This window comes from Acinetobacter sp. 25-47-130, from assembly GCF_056779705.1.
Map to the genome: position 1 here is coordinate 228005 of NZ_JBWYII010000001.1, position 18659 is coordinate 246663.

14 protein-coding genes and 1 tRNA gene are annotated in these 18659 nt (G+C 38.2%); 14 read left to right on the forward strand and 1 reads right to left on the reverse strand.

Translation table 11 applies throughout. From position 1 onward, the window contains the following. Nucleotides 1-4: 4 nt before the first annotated feature. Nucleotides 5-1021 carry an EF-P beta-lysylation protein EpmB gene (gene epmB, locus AC1M83_RS01105; RefSeq protein WP_035265849.1) on the reverse strand — a complete coding sequence of 339 codons (1017 nt, stop codon included), beginning with the start codon at nucleotides 1019-1021 and terminating at the stop codon, nucleotides 5-7. Nucleotides 1022-1368: 347 nt separating this feature from the next. Here epmB and efp point away from each other — a divergent pair, with 347 nt between their 5' ends. The 14 genes from efp (at nucleotide 1369) to AC1M83_RS01175 (ending at nucleotide 18648) form a co-directional block, all read left to right on the forward strand. Beyond that, complete coding sequence (gene efp, locus AC1M83_RS01110) at nucleotides 1369-1938, forward strand: elongation factor P (protein WP_035265851.1); 570 nt, start codon at nucleotides 1369-1371, stop codon at nucleotides 1936-1938. Between the two features lie 170 nt (nucleotides 1939-2108). Continuing rightward, nucleotides 2109-4202: a carbon starvation CstA family protein gene (locus AC1M83_RS01115; protein WP_092766101.1), complete on the forward strand. Its 2094-nt coding sequence runs from the start codon at nucleotides 2109-2111 to the stop codon at nucleotides 4200-4202. Further along, nucleotides 4199-4501 carry a YbdD/YjiX family protein gene (locus AC1M83_RS01120; protein ID WP_092766102.1) on the forward strand — a complete coding sequence of 101 codons (303 nt, stop codon included), beginning with the start codon at nucleotides 4199-4201 and terminating at the stop codon, nucleotides 4499-4501. The genes AC1M83_RS01115 and AC1M83_RS01120 overlap by 4 nt, the downstream gene beginning before the upstream one ends. 125 nt (nucleotides 4502-4626) lie before the next feature. Next, nucleotides 4627-5643, forward strand: coding sequence for a 2-dehydropantoate 2-reductase (locus AC1M83_RS01125; protein WP_481589772.1), 1017 nt, complete (start codon nucleotides 4627-4629; stop codon nucleotides 5641-5643). Between the two features lie 98 nt (nucleotides 5644-5741). Then, the gene (locus AC1M83_RS01130; protein WP_092766261.1) at nucleotides 5742-6701 is read left to right on the forward strand and encodes an AAA family ATPase; all 960 of its coding nucleotides are present in this window, start codon (nucleotides 5742-5744) and stop codon (nucleotides 6699-6701) included. 10 nt (nucleotides 6702-6711) lie between these two features. Then, nucleotides 6712-7617, forward strand: a complete 906-nt coding sequence (locus AC1M83_RS01135; protein ID WP_481589773.1) for a DUF58 domain-containing protein — start codon at nucleotides 6712-6714, stop codon at nucleotides 7615-7617. Nucleotides 7618-7646: 29 nt separating this feature from the next. Continuing rightward, nucleotides 7647-9659, forward strand: a complete 2013-nt coding sequence (locus AC1M83_RS01140; protein WP_481589774.1) for a transglutaminase TgpA family protein — start codon at nucleotides 7647-7649, stop codon at nucleotides 9657-9659. 26 nt (nucleotides 9660-9685) lie between these two features. Then, nucleotides 9686-9762 (forward strand) — tRNA-Val (locus AC1M83_RS01145). A 566-nt stretch (nucleotides 9763-10328) separates the two neighbouring features. Further along, a complete protein-coding gene (locus AC1M83_RS01150; protein ID WP_092766105.1) occupies nucleotides 10329-12560 on the forward strand; it encodes an NADP-dependent isocitrate dehydrogenase in 2232 nt (743 codons plus the stop codon). Nucleotides 12561-12795: 235 nt separating this feature from the next. Further along, a complete protein-coding gene (locus tag AC1M83_RS01155; RefSeq protein WP_481589775.1) occupies nucleotides 12796-15000 on the forward strand; it encodes an OsmC domain/YcaO domain-containing protein in 2205 nt (734 codons plus the stop codon). Nucleotides 15001-15235: 235 nt separating this feature from the next. After that, complete coding sequence (locus AC1M83_RS01160) at nucleotides 15236-15352, forward strand: hypothetical protein (RefSeq protein WP_092766106.1); 117 nt, start codon at nucleotides 15236-15238, stop codon at nucleotides 15350-15352. Between the two features lie 451 nt (nucleotides 15353-15803). Beyond that, the gene (locus AC1M83_RS01165) at nucleotides 15804-17123 is read left to right on the forward strand and encodes an NCS2 family permease (RefSeq protein ID WP_481589776.1); all 1320 of its coding nucleotides are present in this window, start codon (nucleotides 15804-15806) and stop codon (nucleotides 17121-17123) included. Nucleotides 17124-17196: 73 nt separating this feature from the next. Beyond that, a complete protein-coding gene (locus tag AC1M83_RS01170) occupies nucleotides 17197-18195 on the forward strand; it encodes an adenosine deaminase (protein ID WP_481589777.1) in 999 nt (332 codons plus the stop codon). Between the two features lie 129 nt (nucleotides 18196-18324). Further along, the gene (locus AC1M83_RS01175) at nucleotides 18325-18648 is read left to right on the forward strand and encodes a hypothetical protein (protein WP_481589778.1); all 324 of its coding nucleotides are present in this window, start codon (nucleotides 18325-18327) and stop codon (nucleotides 18646-18648) included. Nucleotides 18649-18659 lie beyond the last annotated feature (11 nt).

The window sequence follows — 18659 nt, forward strand, 5'->3', positions numbered from 1 at the left end:
GTCTCTAAAAAGTGGCAACTCCATAAAGCGGTGTTTTATTCTGTTCTCCCGCAATTTCTCTAACCAGCTTTGGAACCAAGTATCCAGGCAACCTTGCCAAAACCTCTTTATAGATTGAATCAATAGATTCACTTGGTAAATCAAAATGCTGAGCACCTTTCACTTTATCCAACACATGTAAATAATAAGGCATCACACGCGCATCAAATAATCGATGACTTAGATCAACCAAAATATCAGGATGATCATTAATACCTTTTAATAACACAGCTTGATTCAACACCAAAATATTTTGTTGTGAAATTTGCATTAATTTCGAAGCGGTAAAGTCATCAATTTCAGTAGCATGGTTTGAGTGTACCACTAGAATAATACGTAGCCTACTGTTTTTTAACAGAGAAATAAGTTCATCATCAAGCCGATTTGGGATAACGATTGGAACTCGAGAATGAATACGCAAAATTTTAAGATGTGGAATTGAACTTAATCTATCGATCCAAACGGCAAGTTTACGATTTGAAAGTGTTAGGGGATCCCCTCCGCTTAAGATCACTTCATTGATTTCTGGATGAGCGAGTAAGTAGTCTTGTATTTTTTTCCAGTCGTCATTTTTAGGTAAATTTTCTTGATATGGAAAATGACGTCTAAAACAATAACGACAATGAACAGCACATGCACCTGTTAAAGTCAGTAAAAAACGTGACTGATATTTATGTAATACACCTGGAATTAAATTGGCAGCCTCCTCATCAAGGGGGTCTGTCACAAAATCAGGATGTTCATTTAACTCCAGATGATGAGGGAGTACTTGAAGTAACAGTGGATCATCAGGATTAGATTTTTGCATCTTCGCGACGAAGGCGCGAGGGACTCTCAATTTAAATTGGGCTGATGCCAAAATTGCACCATGTATTAAATCTTCAGGTTGCAATTCCAAGAGTTCAATGAGCTCATGTGGGTCAGTGATTAAATCGCTGAGTTGATTTTGCCAATGTTGCTCTTGATACAAATAGTGGGTCATACAGTTTAAATTTAGAGGGAGATGAAAGGCTTCATTTTAAATCAAAACCCATTGAAAAACTCAGTTGTGTCCTGATTAAGCCTTCTTTATTGAATGTTGGGATGAAAATACTCAAGCCTAAAGATGATCAAATTAAGTCTACAACAGTAGTTCTGCATGGAACTTAGACAGCTTAAACGTTGTATTTCGGAATTTATCATTGCGGCAGAGTAGGTTGGTCATTTAGAATACGCAACATAAATGCATGTGCATGTGGCATATCATGCACCTGTCAGCCTTGCTAAATGACAGTGTAGCAGCCCATCGCATTAATAGATTAAAGTTAGTAAGTTTGGAGTGAGCCTCTCATGGCCTATTATTCTACGAACGATTTCAAGTCTGGCCTTAAGGTAATGCTTGATGGTAACCCATGCTCAATCATGGAAAACGAATACGTTAAACCAGGTAAAGGCCAAGCGTTCAACCGTGTTAAATTACGTAACCTTAAATCAGGTAAAGTATTAGAAAAAACATTTAAATCTGGTGATTCTTTAGAAGCAGCAGATATCGTAGAAGTAGAAATGGACTACTTATACAACGACGGCGAACTATGGAACTTCATGGATCCTGTGACTTTCGAGCAAATTGCGGCTGACAAAGTTGCAATGGGTGATGCTGCGAAATGGTTGAAAGACGATTCAAACGAAAAATGCACAATCATGTTATGGAATGGTGTTCCTTTAACAGTGAATGCACCTAACTTCGTGGTATTAAAAATTGTTGAAACTGATCCAGGCGTACGTGGTGATACTTCTGGCGGTGGTGGTAAACCAGCGAAACTTGAAACAGGTGCTGTAGTACGTGTTCCATTATTCGTTCAACAAGAAGAAAGCGTTCGTGTTGATACACGTACTGGTGAATACTTAGAACGTGCATAATGGTGTAAATTTATACTATTATCGAAAGGGATGATGACAATCATCCCTTTTTTAATGCCAAGGTCTAAGGTAAAGAAGAATTATTGAGGAGTATAGTCGCAAGGGAAAACAGCAGTAACACGAATAATAAAATTGAGCTGATTGCAAATACGAAATAATGAGGGTTTGATATGGATCAAATACAACCGAAGTCATCCATGACTTCGAAATTGATTTGGATTATTGTGGCCATAATCGGTGCAGTATCCTTTGGAATATTAGCGGTTAGTCGTGGAGAACATGTCAACGCAGTTTGGCTCGTACTCGCTGCAGTCTGTGTTTACAGTATTGCATATCGTTTTTATAGTTTATTTATTGCTAATAAAGTATTCGAGTTAAATGCTCGGCGTTTAACACCTGCGCACCGTCTAGCGGATGGTCTAGATTATGTGCCTACAAATAAAAGTGTTCTGTTTGGTCATCACTTTGCTGCGATTGCAGGTGCTGGTCCGTTAGTTGGGCCTATTCTTGCTGCGCAAATGGGTTATTTACCAGGAACGATTTGGCTGTTAGTCGGTGTTGTACTGGCAGGTGCAGTCCAAGATTTTCTAGTTTTATTTATTTCTACACGCCGTGACGGACGTTCACTGGGTGAAATGGCAAAACAAGAACTGGGTTCATTTGCAGGAATTATTGTGATGCTTGGCGCATTAGGGGTAATGATCATTATCCTAGCTGTGCTTGCACTCGTCGTGGTTAAAGCATTAACCAATAGTCCATGGGGTGTGTTTAGTATTGCTGCTACCATTCCAATCGCATTATTTATGGGCGTATATATGCGATATATCCGTCCAGGAAAGATTGCCGAAGTTTCAATCATTGGCTTTGTACTGATGATGCTCGGTATCATTTATGGTGAAAACATTGCGCAACATCCTTATTGGGGGCAATTATTCACTTTATCTGGTACAGAGTTAACATGGGCATTGATTATCTACGGTTTCATCGCTTCTGTATTACCAGTATGGTTGTTATTGGCGCCACGTGATTATTTATCGACTTTCTTGAAAATTGGCGTGATTGCAGGTTTAGCATTGGGTATCGTATTTGCGATGCCTGAATTAAAAATGCCTGCAATTACCCACTTCGTAGATGGTACAGGACCTGTATTCTCTGGATCACTTTTCCCATTCTTATTTATTACCATTGCCTGTGGTGCAATTTCAGGTTTCCATGCATTGGTTTCATCAGGAACTACACCTAAGCTCGTAAATAATGAACGCGATATCCGGATGATCGGATACGGCGGTATGTTGATGGAATCATTTGTCGCAATCATGGCGATGATCTGTGCAACGATCTTGGATCCAGGCGTTTATTTTGCCATTAACTCACCAGCTGCAGTGATAGGAACGACGGTTGAAAGTGCCGCAGAGGCGGTACGTAATTTAGGATTTGTGGTTACACCTGAAGCTTTAACACTACTTGCCCAAGAGGTTGGTGAAAGCACAATTCTTTCTCGTACTGGTGGTGCACCGACGTTTGCGATTGGTATGGCGCACATCATCACTGAAATTTTTAATAGTCGTGAAATGATGGCATTTTGGTATCACTTTGCGATCTTGTTTGAAGCGCTATTTATTCTAACTGCTGTTGATGCAGGAACACGTGCTTGCCGTTTTATGGTTCAAGATACTGTGGGTATTGTTGTCCCTGCGGTTAAAAACTCTAAGTCGTTTGTGGGCAACTTGATTGGTACTGCCGTTGCAGTGGCAGGCTGGGGTTTCTTTGTATATCAAGGTGTAGTTGATCCACTGGGCGGTATCAATAGTTTGTGGCCATTATTTGGTATTGGTAACCAAATTTTAGCTGCGATGGCGCTGATGCTGGGTACTGTCATTTTATTCAAAATGAAGAAAGAAAAATATGTGTGGGTCACCATTGTTCCAACGATTTTCCTCTTCATTACAGCGATGACTGCTGGTTGGCAAAAAATCTTCCATGAAAATCCAAAAATTGGATTCTTGGCACAAGCAGATCGTTTCAATGCGGCTATTGAGCGAAACGAAATTTTAGCGCCTGCGAAATCCATTGCGGAAATGCAAACTGTTGCTTTATCTAATCAGATTAATGCTGCGTTATGTGCATTCTTTATGATTGTTGCTGTGGTGATGTTGTTTGCTGCCATTAAAGTGATTCGTCGTGCTTTAGCAAATCCGCAGCCAACGGCTCAGGAAGCTGAAGCAATTTATACTGATCAAGTCCCTGCAGGAGAGACCAAATGAGTTTGAAAGAACAAATTCGTCAAAAGCTGGCATTGGGTAAAATCATTAAATTCACGATTTTGGCTCAGCCGAAGAAGTTTTTAATGTTGCATGGAATCAAAACAGTTCAACTGATTTGGCAGCGGCTACAACAAAGTTTTCGTTTAATGGTGGGTGTCCCAGATTACCAAAACTATGTAGAGCATATGAAAAAGCATCACCCTGACCTAGAGCCAATGGATGAAAAAACTTTTCATCGTTATTGTGTCGATGCACGCTATCCAAGTGCAGCAGGCGGTATGAAAAAATGTCCATGTTAATTTTCTAATATTAAATAAAAAACGGCACTGAGGTGTCGTTTTTTATTTGTTTTAATTGTATAAAACCTGACAAATTTATTGTTCTGAAACTCGTATACTCTTGATCAATAACAAAGGATAAAAACATGAAAATTGGAATTTATGGTGCAGGATCGATTGGCTGTTATATCGGTGGAAGAATGGTCGCAGCAGGCCATCAGGTGACATTTTACTGTAGGGAAAGAAGCTATCAAAAATTAAGCCAAAATGGATTGGAGCTCAGTGATTTAAACGGCTACCATCATAAGCTCACTCCAGATCAATTAAGACTTACAACAAATCTAGCAGAAGTCTTAGACACGGACTTAGTCATGATTTGTGTAAAATCAGCAGCGACAGAGCAAGTGGCATCTGAAATACGAAGCTGTGACACTCTCAATAAACCAAGTCTCATCAGTTTTCAAAATGGGGTGAGTAATGTTCCACGGTTAAAAAAAATGCTGCCAGAATGGGAGATTATGGAAGGAATGGTTCCATTTAATGTCGCAGAACTCAAACCGTCTCATTTCCATCAAGGTTCTGATGGAACATTAATGATAAAAAAATTTGTAGAAAGTAATCAGCTAAAAATAGTGTTAGATGCGGCGAAACTGCAAGTTGAATTCCGTGATGATATGTTAGAGGTACAGTGGGCTAAAGTCTTATTCAACTTGAACAATTCGATTAACGCTTTATCTGGTCTAACTTTAAGAAATCAACTTACTAATCGAATGTATAGAAAGTGCCTTGCTCAGGCACAGTTAGAGACGCTTCAAATTTTAAAGCAGGCAAATATTAAACCCGCACAATTAACGCCTGTACCAGCGAACATCATTACTCATATTCTTCGACTTCCTAATTGGTTGTTTAAGTTGATCAGTCGCAAAATGTTAGCCATTGATCCACTAGCTCGTTCATCTATGCAGGATGATCTGAATTTAGGGCGCACGACGGAGGTTGATTGGATTAATGGTGAAGTGGTCAGACTTGCTAATACACTCGGGGGGAATGCACCGATCAACAGCTATTTTATTGAACAGATCAAGCTGGCGGAAAACAATAATTCAAGCCTTCAAATTGGACCTGAAGAGATGCTCACACAGTTGAAGCTTATTCAGCATTAAGTTTGATACTGATTCTTTAATACACTGATTATTAGAAATATTTGAGAAAATAAAAAAAACCTGTATGGTAGAAATATATAGTTTTGGAAATGTAAATGATGATTTGGGGAATGAAGCAGAGTGTTCAATCAAAAAATATTATACAGCCTGAGTTAGAATCTCAGATTCAATCATTTACTCCCAAAATTTCATTATTTCTAGAACAAATCAATCAAATTGTTTTGGATAAAAATACGCAAACTGAATTGGCTTTATGTAGTTTAATTGCAGGTGGTCATATTTTATTTGAAGACTTACCTGGATTGGGTAAGACCACATTGGCCAGTAGTTTGGCATCATTATCAGGTTTATCATTTCAAAGAATCCAATTTACCAATGATATGCTCGCCAGTGATGTAATTGGCGTGAATGTTTTTAATCAAAAAGAGCATCAGTTTGAATTTAAGTACGGACCTGTCTTTACCCAAGTTCTTTTGGCAGATGAAATTAATCGCTGTAGTCCTAAGACACAGAGTGCATTGCTAGAAGCGATGGAAGAGGGCTACGCCACGATTGATGGACAGCGTTATGCTTTACCTCAGCCTTTTTGGGTGATAGCAACTCAGAATCCACTCTTTCAAAGCGGGACTTATGCACTACCAGAGTCTCAGTTAGACAGATTCCTCATGCGGTTATCTCTTGGCTATCCATCTCGCCATGCAGAAAAAATACTTCTTCAACAAGAATCACGTGCCAAATTAATCGCACAGTTGATCCATGTATTTAATGAGACTGAAATACTAAGATTGCAATCCTTGACTCATCAAGTCCATTTAAGTGATGCAATTCAAGACTATTTATTGGATTTGGCTGCGGTAACACGAAAAAGTGCGCATGGTTTATCGACGCGTGGATTATTGGCTTTAAAACGAGCATCACAAGCGAGAGCGATCGTGCATGCCAGAGCCTTTGTCATTCCTGATGATGTAAAAGCTGTATTTTCAGCAGTATGCGCTCATCGATTAAACTTGAGTGAGGATGAGACGGTCTCCCTAATGAATCAGGTTAAATTGATTTGAGGGTATGCAGGTGACCAGTATCTGGAAGCAATGGTTAAAAAAAAGATTTCGGTTTGAGCAGAGTAAAAAAATTGGTCAACGCGATATTTTGATTTTTATTTATCAGCAAGGTTTCTTATATCTTGTGTTGATTTTGATCACATTTATTGCGGGTATTAACTATGCCAATAATTTGATATTAGGTTTCTGCTTTTTAATTAGTGCGATCCTATGCATTAGTTTTTATATCACCTTTAAACAATTGCATGGTCTTGAGATAGACATCATTACTGATGAAGTCGGACAGGTAGGGCACTCGATTTTATTTAAAATCTACTTGAATCAACCTTATTCATATTCACGTTATTTATCGATCTCCATCGATTCTGAGACACAGCACATTCACATTGACCAAAAACAGTCTGAATGTGTTATACCGATTCATGTTGATCAACGAGGAAAGTATAACTATCCCGATATACACATTGCTTCAGTGTATCCATTTGGTCTTGTTCGAGCTTGGACTTATATCTTTCATGGACGACATGCATGGATTGCGCCACAAGCCAAAATAAATCCGAATACAAGCTTTTCAAATGCATTTGTATTGGATCAGGAAAAAGATGAGTTTAAAGAATTAAGAAGTTTTCAGGTCGGCGACTCATTACAAAGTGTATCGTGGAAGCAGGCAGCTCGTGGCCAAGGTTTGTATATTAAAGTTTTTGAAGAGCATCAACAGGATCGATGTGTTGATATTCATTATCATCATATGCCGTCAGTCGAGCATGAAGAAAAGCTCAAATATATGATGGGTGTGGTGGAGCAGTGTGAGCAATTACAAATTTCTTTTAAGCTAGTGTTACCTCATGCCGAATTGAATCAAGGATTTGGAGCTGAGCATATCAAGCAGGCTAAAATTCTGCTTGCTCAGGCATAAAGTGTGAAATAGAAAATAGGTTTAGATATATGGTACATCCTAAAGTTTCACAATCCATGCTAGTGAGTTTGACACTCATTTTATTTATCCAGATTATTTATCTACCTTATGCTTTATTTTTGGTGCTCTGTATTGAGCTTATATATTTATGGCATATTCAAAAAAGTAAAAAAAATGTCTCCAAAGCAATAAAATTTAGTTTTACAGCAATTGCACTTGGCGCGATTTATCTGCATTACCATACCTTTGTTGGTGTTGAGGCTGGGGTAGCATCGCTGACAACTTTTCTATTTGCAAAAGCATTAGAAACCCAAAAAAAACGTGATTTGATCATCGTTTTTAATTTTGCCTTATTCGTGGCGGCAAGTACGTTTTTATACAGTCAAACGTTGTATGTTGCTTTGGGAGTGGTGCTGTGCTTAGTGAGCTGTTTTGTAGGACTCTATAGAATTCAAACCGCGGAGTTTCTGTCCACTCGAGAAACTAAAAATGGCTTAAAGCACGATGTCATTCATGTTGGTAAATTCATCGGATTGGCAATTCCTTTTTTTATACTACTCTTTATTTTTTTTCCACGATTACCTCCGCTCTGGCATATCCCCATTCAACAAAATAAGGGGATGACAGGAATCAGTGATTCTATGTCCCCAGGTGACATTGCTGAGCTGTCTCAGTCAAATGAATTAGCATTTCGTATTATTGGTGATATGACAAAATTACCGACTCGTTCAGAAATGTATTGGCGAGCTTTGGTCTTAGATCAATATGATGGTCAAAAATGGACGAGTCATGGATTTAATAGAGGGTTAAACGAGTTAAACTCTTATCAAATTTCTATTTTAAATCAAAAAGTTGAATATCAGTATTTGGCTAAAGATTCTTCTGTAGAATGGATCATGGGATTAGAGCAATCTGTACCTCAACAACGAAATTATTATCTCCGTTATGACGGTGGTATTTCAGCTCAACGACCTATTCAAACGGCTCAACCTATAAACTTAGTTTGGTTAGGGCGTGGGACGAAAATAAATCACGAACTTAGTCAGTTTCAAATTCAGTATTACACCCAGTATCTCCATCAGCGTGATATCAAAAGTCAAAGTTTAGCGTGGGACTTATTTATTAAAAGTGGAGAGCAGCCAGAGCGTTATATCCAGCAAGTTTTAGACTGGTTTAAGCAAAATAGCTTTCAGTATTCTTTATCTCCCGGTGTTTTGAGTGGTGATCGGATAGATGCATTTTTGTTTAATTCACGACAAGGATTTTGTGAGCATTTTGCTTCTAGTTTTGTCATGTTGATGCGTTATGTCGGTATTCCTGCCCGAGTCGTGACTGGTTATCAAGGAGGTCAATTTGCGCCAGACCAGAAAAGTTGGGAAGTGAGGCAGTTAGATGCACATGCTTGGACTGAAGTATATTTTGGAGGTCAATGGCAGAGGATTGATCCCACTGCAATGATTGCTCCTGAACGTATTGATCAGGGAATGCAAAATTTAATTCAAAATAATCAAACACTCTACTCTGAGAATACAAATTGGTCAGTTGCAAAATATCCTTTTTTGACAAAAATTCGCGTATGGAGTGATTACGCAAGTTATCAATGGCAAAGTAAAGTTGTTGGATATAATGCTGATCAACAGCAGAGTTGGATGACAAAATTTGGAATTCATTCAGTTGCTTCAGTGTTTGTGATTATCCTTGCAGGCTCACTGATCATATTAGGATGTTATGCGCTATGGATGTTGAGAAAAAAGAGAAAACACTATTCACAAATCGATTGGGTACTTTATGTTTTCAACAGAAAATTAGGACTTCACAGTCGCCGTTATTCATATGAAACCGTTCGACAATGGTTAGAAAGAATTTCATCACCTTTAAGTCAAAATAATAGAGCTGTTTTCCTCGAAATTATCATTCTGTACGAGCGCTTAAGTTATTCACAATCGAGTATTTCTAAACAAGAGTTCGCAAATTTTAAGTCAATGATTAAAACTTGTTCATATCTTTTGGTTAAATATGAAAAAGGCTTGTCAGCCAAGTGATTTTTGCATAAGATGCGAAGCATTCTAGGTGTATAGCTCAGTTGGTTAGAGCGCTACGTTGACATCGTAGAGGTCTCCAGTTCGAGTCTGGATATACCTACCACGATTTAAAAAAAAGGGCTTAAGTATTTTACTTAAGCCCTTTTTTCGTAATCAAGACATTACTTCTTTTTTTTAAAGTAAAGTATTCGTTATCACTTGCTCTATCAAGAAAAATTGCGTTTAAAAAATCTCTAAATTTGATATTAAATTATATATTTTAAGTATAAATACCCAAAATGCTTTAATCTAAATATTGGGTATTTCCGTAATTTATTAATATACCCGTACATTAACACTTACAATAACGCCCGAAATGTACGCTTTTGCCATCCTGTTTAAATATGAGACACGTATAATGTTCATATTACAGGGAAGTTGAGATCAACGTTCATTACCAGTTCTTCACTTTTCATTCAGAAGTAATGAAATTCATACAGTATTATCAAACTAAAGATGGATACTATTTTGTATGTTATTTCATCAAAATAGCGTACTAAAAGCTTATTTCATTGACTGAAATGCGACGAAGAACGATACTCTCAACGTTTTAATTTAAGCAAATCGGTTCTAAGAGACTGGACCAAAAGTTCGGTGCTCTGTAACTCAATCCAAAGCAAGGGGCTATATATGGCTGGTGGAAAGTCAACTATCATCTACACACTGACCGACGAGGCGCCATTACTGGCGACTTACTCACTACTGCCGATCATTGAGACCTTTACTAAGCCTGCTGGTGTTGAGATTGTAAAAACTGACATCTCAGTTGCAGCACGCGTGCTCGCTGAATTCTCTGAATACCTTAGCGAAGAGCAGAAAGTATCAGACAATCTTGCAGAATTAGGTCGTCTTACACAAGATCCAGACACAAACATCATCAAACTTCCAAACATCAGTGCATCTGTAGCTCAGTTGACTGCATGTATCAAAGAGCTTCAATCAAAAGGCTATGCAATTCCAGATTATCCTGAGAATCCTACGACTGAAGAAGAAAAAGCACTTAAAGCACGTTTTGGTAAATGCTTAGGTTCAGCAGTAAACCCAGTATTGCGTGAAGGGAACTCTGACCGTCGTGCGCCTGCTGCTGTTAAAAACTATGCGAAAAAACACCCACATTCTATGGGTGAGTGGAAACAGTGGTCACAAACTCACGTTTCTCACATGGATGAAGGTGACTTCTATCACGGCGAAAAGTCTATGACTTTAGATCGTCCTCGCAATGTGAAAATGGAATTGATCACGAATTCTGGTGAAACTATCGTTCTTAAAGACAAAGTTGCACTGCAAGACGGCGAAATCATCGATTCAATGTTCATGAGCAAGAAAGCGCTTTGTGACTTCTATGAAAAAGAATTAGATGATTGTAAAGAAGCGGGCATCTTGTTTTCTTTACACGTTAAAGCAACCATGATGAAAGTTTCACACCCGATCGTATTTGGTCACTGTGTGAAGATTTATTACAAAGAAGCGTTCGAAAAACACGGTAAACTGTTCGACGAACTAGGTATTAACGTAAACAACGGTATGGCTGGTCTTTACGAGAAGATCGAAACTTTACCGACTTCTTTACGTGAAGAGATCATCGAAGATCTACACGCATGTCAAGAACACCGTCCTGCTTTAGCAATGGTGGATTCAGCAAAAGGTATCACTAATTTCCATTCTCCAAACGACGTGATCGTAGATGCTTCTATGCCTGCAATGATCCGTGGTGGTGGTAAAATGTGGGGTGCTGACGGTAAGCCTTACGACTGTAAAGCAGTAATGCCTGAATCTACATTTGCGCGTATTTACCAAGAAATGATCAACTTCTGTAAGTGGAATGGTAACTTCGACCCACGCACAATGGGTACTGTACCTAACGTTGGTCTAATGGCTCAAAAAGCTGAAGAATACGGTTCACACGACAAAACATTCGAAATCGCGCAAGCTGGTGTAGCTAACATCACAGATATCGAAACTGGCGAAGTTTTAATGTCTCAAAACGTGGAAGAAGGTGATATCTGGCGTATGTGTCAGGTGAAAGATGCACCGATCCGCGACTGGGTAAAACTAGCTGTAACACGTGCACGTAACTCTGGTATGCCAGCAATCTTCTGGTTAGACCCATACCGTCCACACGAAAACGAATTGATCAAGAAAGTTCAAAAATACTTAAAAGATCACGATACAGATGGTCTAGACATCCAAATCATGTCTCAAGTACGTGCAATGCGTTACACACTTGAACGTGTTGCTCGTGGTCTAGATACAATCTCTGTAACGGGTAACATTCTACGTGACTACCTCACTGACTTGTTCCCAATTATGGAGCTTGGTACTTCTGCGAAAATGCTGTCTATCGTGCCTTTAATGGCGGGTGGTGGTATGTACGAAACTGGTGCAGGTGGTTCAGCACCTAAACACGTACAACAACTTGTTGAAGAAAACCACTTACGTTGGGATTCTTTAGGTGAGTTCCTTGCACTCGCTGTTTCACTTGAAGAGCTTGGTATTAAAGAAAATAACCCTAAAGCTAAACTTCTTGCGAAAACATTGGATGCTGCAACTGGTAAATTACTTGACAACGACAAATCTCCATCACGTCGTACAGGTGAGTTAGACAACCGTGGTAGCCATTTCTATTTAGCGAAGTTCTGGGCTGAAGAATTAGCAGCTCAAGACGAAGATGCTGAATTAAAAGCGACATTCTCTACTTTAGCGAAGACTTTAGCTGAAAATGAAGAGAAGATCGTTGCCGAACTTGCAGAAGTTCAAGGTAAATCTGTTGATATCGGTGGTTACTACGCAATCGATCAAGAGAAAGTAAATGCAGTTATGCGTCCAAGTGCAACTTTAAATGCTGCTATTGCAAGCATCTAATAACACTTAATTTGAACTGAATTTCAGTTTGGCGGATTAAAAAAGCTGGTACTTCGGTACCAGCTTTTTTTTGTTAAAATTTTTGTAAATAAAACACTGATTACGCCAAATTAGAGAGAGCTTAAGGGGAGGATCTAAAAAACTTTCATTCAATTTGCATGCATTTCTGATTACAATGCGTTTTAATTTATTTTTAACTTATCTAGCTGTTTGGATAAGTTCTGTAGGTGCCCGCATGGAAATCAAAGTCAATTATCTCGACAATCTTCGACAGGAAGCAAAGTTCGACGATTTCACGGTTATTGCCGATCAACCTATTCGTTATAAAGGTGATGGATCTGCACCAGGCCCATTTGACTATTTTCTTGCGTCTTCAGCATTATGTGCAGCTTATTTTGTAAAGGTGTATTGTGCTGCACGAGATATTCCTACAGAAAATATTCGATTATCCCAAAATAATATTGTTGATCCAGAAAACCGTTATAAACAAATTTTTAAAATTCAAGTCGAATTACCCTCAGATATCTCTGAGAAGGATCGACAAGGTATTTTACGTTCAATCGACCGTTGCACTGTAAAAAAAGTCATTCAAACAGGTCCTGAATTTGTTATTGAGGAAGTTGAAAGCATTGATGCGGATGCTCAAGCTTTACTTATGCCAAATATTGCCAAGGAAAATGTGACTGTTATTCCGGGCAAAGATTTACCGCTTGAAGAAACGATTGCCAATATGTCTGCAATTTTGGCGGGCTTAGGAATGAAGATTGAAATTGCGTCTTGGCGAAATATTGTGCCAAACGTATGGTCTTTACATATTCGCGATGCACAAGCGCCAATGTGCTTTACCAATGGTAAAGGTTCAACGAAAGAGAGTGCTTTAGCGTCTGCATTAGGCGAGTTTATTGAACGTTTGAATTGTAATTTCTTCTATAACGACCAATTTTGGGGTGAAGAAATCGCAAATGCTGAATTTGTGCATTACCCTGATGAAAAGTGGTTCCAACCAGGTCCAAATGGTGAATTGCCATCAGAAATTTTAGATGAATATACACTTGAAATTTACGATCCTGAAGATGAGTTATTAGGCACACATCTGTACGACACAAATTCTGGCAATACTGCGAGAGGTATTTGTTCGTTACCTTTTGTACGCCAGTCGGATGGTGAGATTGTATATTTCCCTTCAAATTTGATTGAAAATTTGTATCTGTCAAATGGTATGAGCGCAGGAAATACCTTGGCTGAAGCACAAGTACAATGTTTATCTGAAATATTTGAGCGTGCAGTTAAGCGCGAAATTTTAGAGGGTGAAATTACCCTGCCAGATGTACCTGAACATGTTCTAACAAAGTACCCAAAAATAGTTGAGGGTATTAAGGGGCTTGAGGAGCAAGGTTTTCCAGTGCTGGTCAAAGATGCTTCATTAGGTGGGAAATTCCCAGTCATGTGCGTGACATTAATGAATCCAAGAACGGGTGGCGTTTTTGCATCATTCGGGGCTCATCCAAACTTTGAAGTTGCATTAGAACGCAGCCTAACAGAGCTTTTACAAGGTCGTAGTTTTGAAGGTTTAAATGACTTACCACGTCCTACTTTCAATAGCCATGCACTGACAGAACCAAATAACTTTGTGGAACACTTTATTGATTCATCGGGTGTTGTGTCTTGGAGATTCTTCAGTTCGAAATCTGATTATGATTTCGTAGAGTGGGATTTCACCAGTCAAGGTGAAAATACAAATGCTGAAGAAGCTGAAAAGATGTTCAATATCCTAAAAGAGATGGGTAAAGAAGTTTACATGGCTGTATACCAACATTTAGGTGCAACTGCATGCCGAATTCTGGTGCCAGGATATTCTGAGGTGTATTTGGTTGAAGATCTGGTTTGGGACAATACCAATAAAGCTTTAGCCTTTAGAGAAGATATTCTTAACTTACATCGTTTAGATAATGAACAGCTCGAAGCTTTGCTAGAGAAACTTGAAGAAGTTGAAGTGGATGACTATACCGATATTATTACCTTGATTGGTGTTGAATTTGACGATAATACGGTGTGGGGTCAGTTAACTATTCTTGAATTAAAACTATTAATTAACTTAGCTTTGGAAAATTTCGAAGAAGCGAAAGACCAAGTAGAACAGTTCTTACAATACAACACCAATACTGTAGAACGAGGCTTATTCTATCAATGCATGGATGCTGTATTAGAAGTGTTGTTAGATGAAGAAATGGAAATTGAAGACTACGAGTCGAATTTTAGACGTATGTTTGGTGATGAGAGAGTCGATGCTGCAATAGGCTCAATCGAAGGTGATGTGCGTTTTTATGGATTGACGCCAACCAATATGCAACTTGAAGGTCTCGATCGTCATTTAAAACTTATTGAGAGCTATAAGAAGCTTCATGCTGCCAGAGCACGTTTTGTTTCTCAACAAAATTGATCGAATGAAAGGCCACTATGAAGAGTGGTCTTTTTATTTTAAAGATCAGCAAATTGATGCATCTAGTTAGGGTGCTCAATTTTTTATCATAAAATGAAGTTGTTATGAAAAGTACTGATAGTATTTATTAAAAATATTAATTTATTGATATTTAAGGGAAATAATTCTATTTAACTGGTATTATTAGCTAAATGCATTATCATAGTGCATGACGAGTTAACTTAAGGCGAGCATTATGAATTTCTTGAAAAAAAAGAATAAAGCAAGTTTCGTTTTCTTTATTATTACTGCGTATTCCTGTTTGGGCTTTGGATTAGGTTACCTAATTTGGGAATACCTCCAAATGAAATAATGTTCATATTGATCGGTAAGAGTGCAAATTTAGAAAGTATTCACTGTTAGCAAGCTTAATTTACTCTACCATTTAAAATTAAATGATCTAAAAATCATCATCGATTTTTTAAGGGGTATATTTAACTTTATATTTTTTAACATAATTTAAATAAAGATTAAATTTTAGTGTTTTATAACCTATGACTGTGTATTCAGCCCTTCAAATTCAGTCTATGTTATAATTAAAAATATATCCCGATAGATCGAATTGTCTAGCGACTGTTCAATTGAAAGATCATCATATCAAAGCTGCTTTATTGCAGCTTTTTTAATTGTGCTTCAATTTATCGGAAATGTCATTTTGGTACGTTTATTGAATGCGTCATCTGAGCTACATTTGCCAATGAATCATTGAATAAATGATCTAAATAATTTTTACGACTCGCTCGATCTTAAGCAGGGGCTCGACAATGACAAATCCAAATTCTTCAGCGGGTTTGCTTGAACGCTTATTTAAACTAAGCGAAAACAAAACAACTTTTCGAACTGAAATGATTGCAGGGATGACGACATTCCTGACAATGTGCTACATCATCATTGTCAATCCAATGATTCTGTCTGAAACAGGAATGGATCATGGTGCGGTATTTGTTGCGACATGTTTGGCAGCAGCAATTGGTTGTTTTGTCATGGGTATTATTGCCAATTACCCAATCGCATTGGCTCCGGGTATGGGCTTAAATGCATATTTCACCTATTCGGTATGTTTAGGAATGGGAGTGCCTTGGCAAACCGCTTTAGCTGCGGTATTTGTGTCTGGTCTGGTCTTCATCGCGATCAGTATGTTTAAAATTCGTGAAGCTATCGTGAATGCCATTCCAATGTCTTTAAAATTGGCTATTGGTGGTGGTATTGGTTTATTCCTAGCATTAATCGCTTTGAAAAATGCTGGCATCATTGTGGATAATCCTGCGACTCTAGTGGGTTTAGGTGATTTAAAACAACCAACCGTTCTCTTAGCCTTATTCGGTTTTTTGATGGTTGTTGTTATGCATCACTTTAAAATACGTGGTGCGATTATCATTAGTATTTTAGTGCTGACTGCAATCTCAACATTCCTAGGATTGAGTGAATTTAAAGGTGTGATTGGTCAAATTCCTTCAATTGCACCAACATTCATGCAAATGGATTTTGAAGGCTTATTTACCGCAAGTTTAATCGGTGTAATTTTTGTGTTCTTCTTAGTTGATCTATTTGATTCAACAGGAACGCTGGTTGGTGTTTCACATCGTGCTGGTTTACTCAAAGATGGTAAATTGCCACGCTTAAAGAAAGCTCTGTTTGCAGACTCTTCAGCGATTGTTGCTGGTGCTGCATTAGGTACATCATCAACGACACCATATATTGAGTCTTCTGCGGGTGTAGCAGCAGGGGGGCGTACAGGTCTTACAGCGGTAATAGTTGGCTTACTTTTTATTGCTTGTTTGTTCTTAGCACCGTTAGCTCAATCTGTTCCTGGGTTTGCAACTGCACCAGCCTTACTCTTTGTAGGGGTATTGATGATTCAGGGTATTACGCATATTGATTGGGATGATATTACTGAAGCGGTTCCTGCTTTCTTAACGATCGTGTTTATGCCGTTCACTTACTCAATCGCTGATGGTATTGCCATGGGCTTTATTAGTTATGCATTGGTGAAGTTACTTACAGGTAAAGCATCTACAGTACCATATATGGTATGGATTATCGCAGTATTATGGGCGCTAAAATTTGCAATGTTTGGCGGCTAATTTTTAACAGTTTTTAAAAGGGTGTAAACTCAGTTTGCACCCTTTTTATTTTTTGGTTTCATGAGGAGTAGCAATGAACCGTGTTGAGTTAATTAAAGCTTTACCTAAAGCTGAGCTTCATGTCCATATTGAAGGGACATTTGAACCTGAGTTGATGTTTGCCATTGCTCAGCGCAATGAAATTGCAATCCCATATCAATCAGTTGAAGAAGTCAAACAGGCTTATAATTTTCACAATCTGCAATCATTTCTAGATATTTACTATGCAGGTGCGAATGTATTGATTAATGAGCAAGATTTTTATGATCTTGCATGGGCATATTTTGAAAAATGTGCAGAAGATCGAGTGGTTCATACTGAAATGTTTTTTGATCCGCAAACCCATACGGATCGTGGTGTGTCATTTGAAACGGTAATTAAAGGCTTAAAACGAGCTTGCCACGATGCTGAGGTAAAATTAGGCCTCACAACGCATTTGATTATGTGTTTCTTACGTCATTTGAGTGAAGAGGCAGCATTTGAAACACTTGAACAAGCTTTACCTTACAAAGACCAAATTATTGGGGTAGGGTTAGATTCAAGTGAAGTTGGGCATCCACCTTCTAAATTTGAAAGGGTATTCGCAAAAGCACGTGATGAAGGATTCTTGGTTGTTGCTCATGCAGGTGAAGAAGGTCCAGCAGAATATGTCTGGGAAGCTTTGGATTTACTCAAAGTGAATCGTATTGATCATGGTGTACGTTCTGAAGAAGATCCGAAGTTGATGCAGCGCTTAATTGCAGAAAAAATGCCGCTTACGGTATGTCCATTGTCTAATCTTAAATTATGCGTTGTAGATGATATGAAACAGCATAATATTCGTCGACTTTTGCAGCAAGGTGTACACGTTACAGTTAATTCAGATGATCCATCTTATTTCGGTGGGTATATGAATGATAACTTTATTGCGATTGCTGAGGCCTTAGATTTAACAAATCATGAATTAAAGCAACTCGCTATAAATTCATTTGAAGCATCGTTTATTTCCGATGTGCAAAAACAAAAGTGGAAAGATAAAATTCTCACAATTTAAAACAGTTAAACTTGTTTATGTAAAATACTGGAAGGTGGGGCAAAATCCCACCTTTGGTTTAATATGCTTTAAACAATAGAGCCGAATGTGATGTTGAAATTGAAGTCTTTGTTTTGCCTGAGTCTGCTAATGTTGCCCGTAGTTATCGCGAATGCAAATACGACATTGACACAGCGTATATTAAAGCCTGTCATCCAGTATCAATGTGAGCGTGAAGTCGACCATTCAAAAATATGGAAAATAACGACATATTTAATGAATGAAGAAAACAAAAAGAAATTAAAATTAGAAACCTGTGATTGTGTATCAAATTATGCTTTAAAAGATATTCCGGCTCAGGAACTTGCCAAAGCAACAGTTAACGAAAATATCAAGCAAGAAGTCATTCGAAAAGCCATGTTGAATAGCCTAAAAGCATGTGTGATTAGCTCTAAATCAAACTCAGAAATTTAGAGCCGTACTCA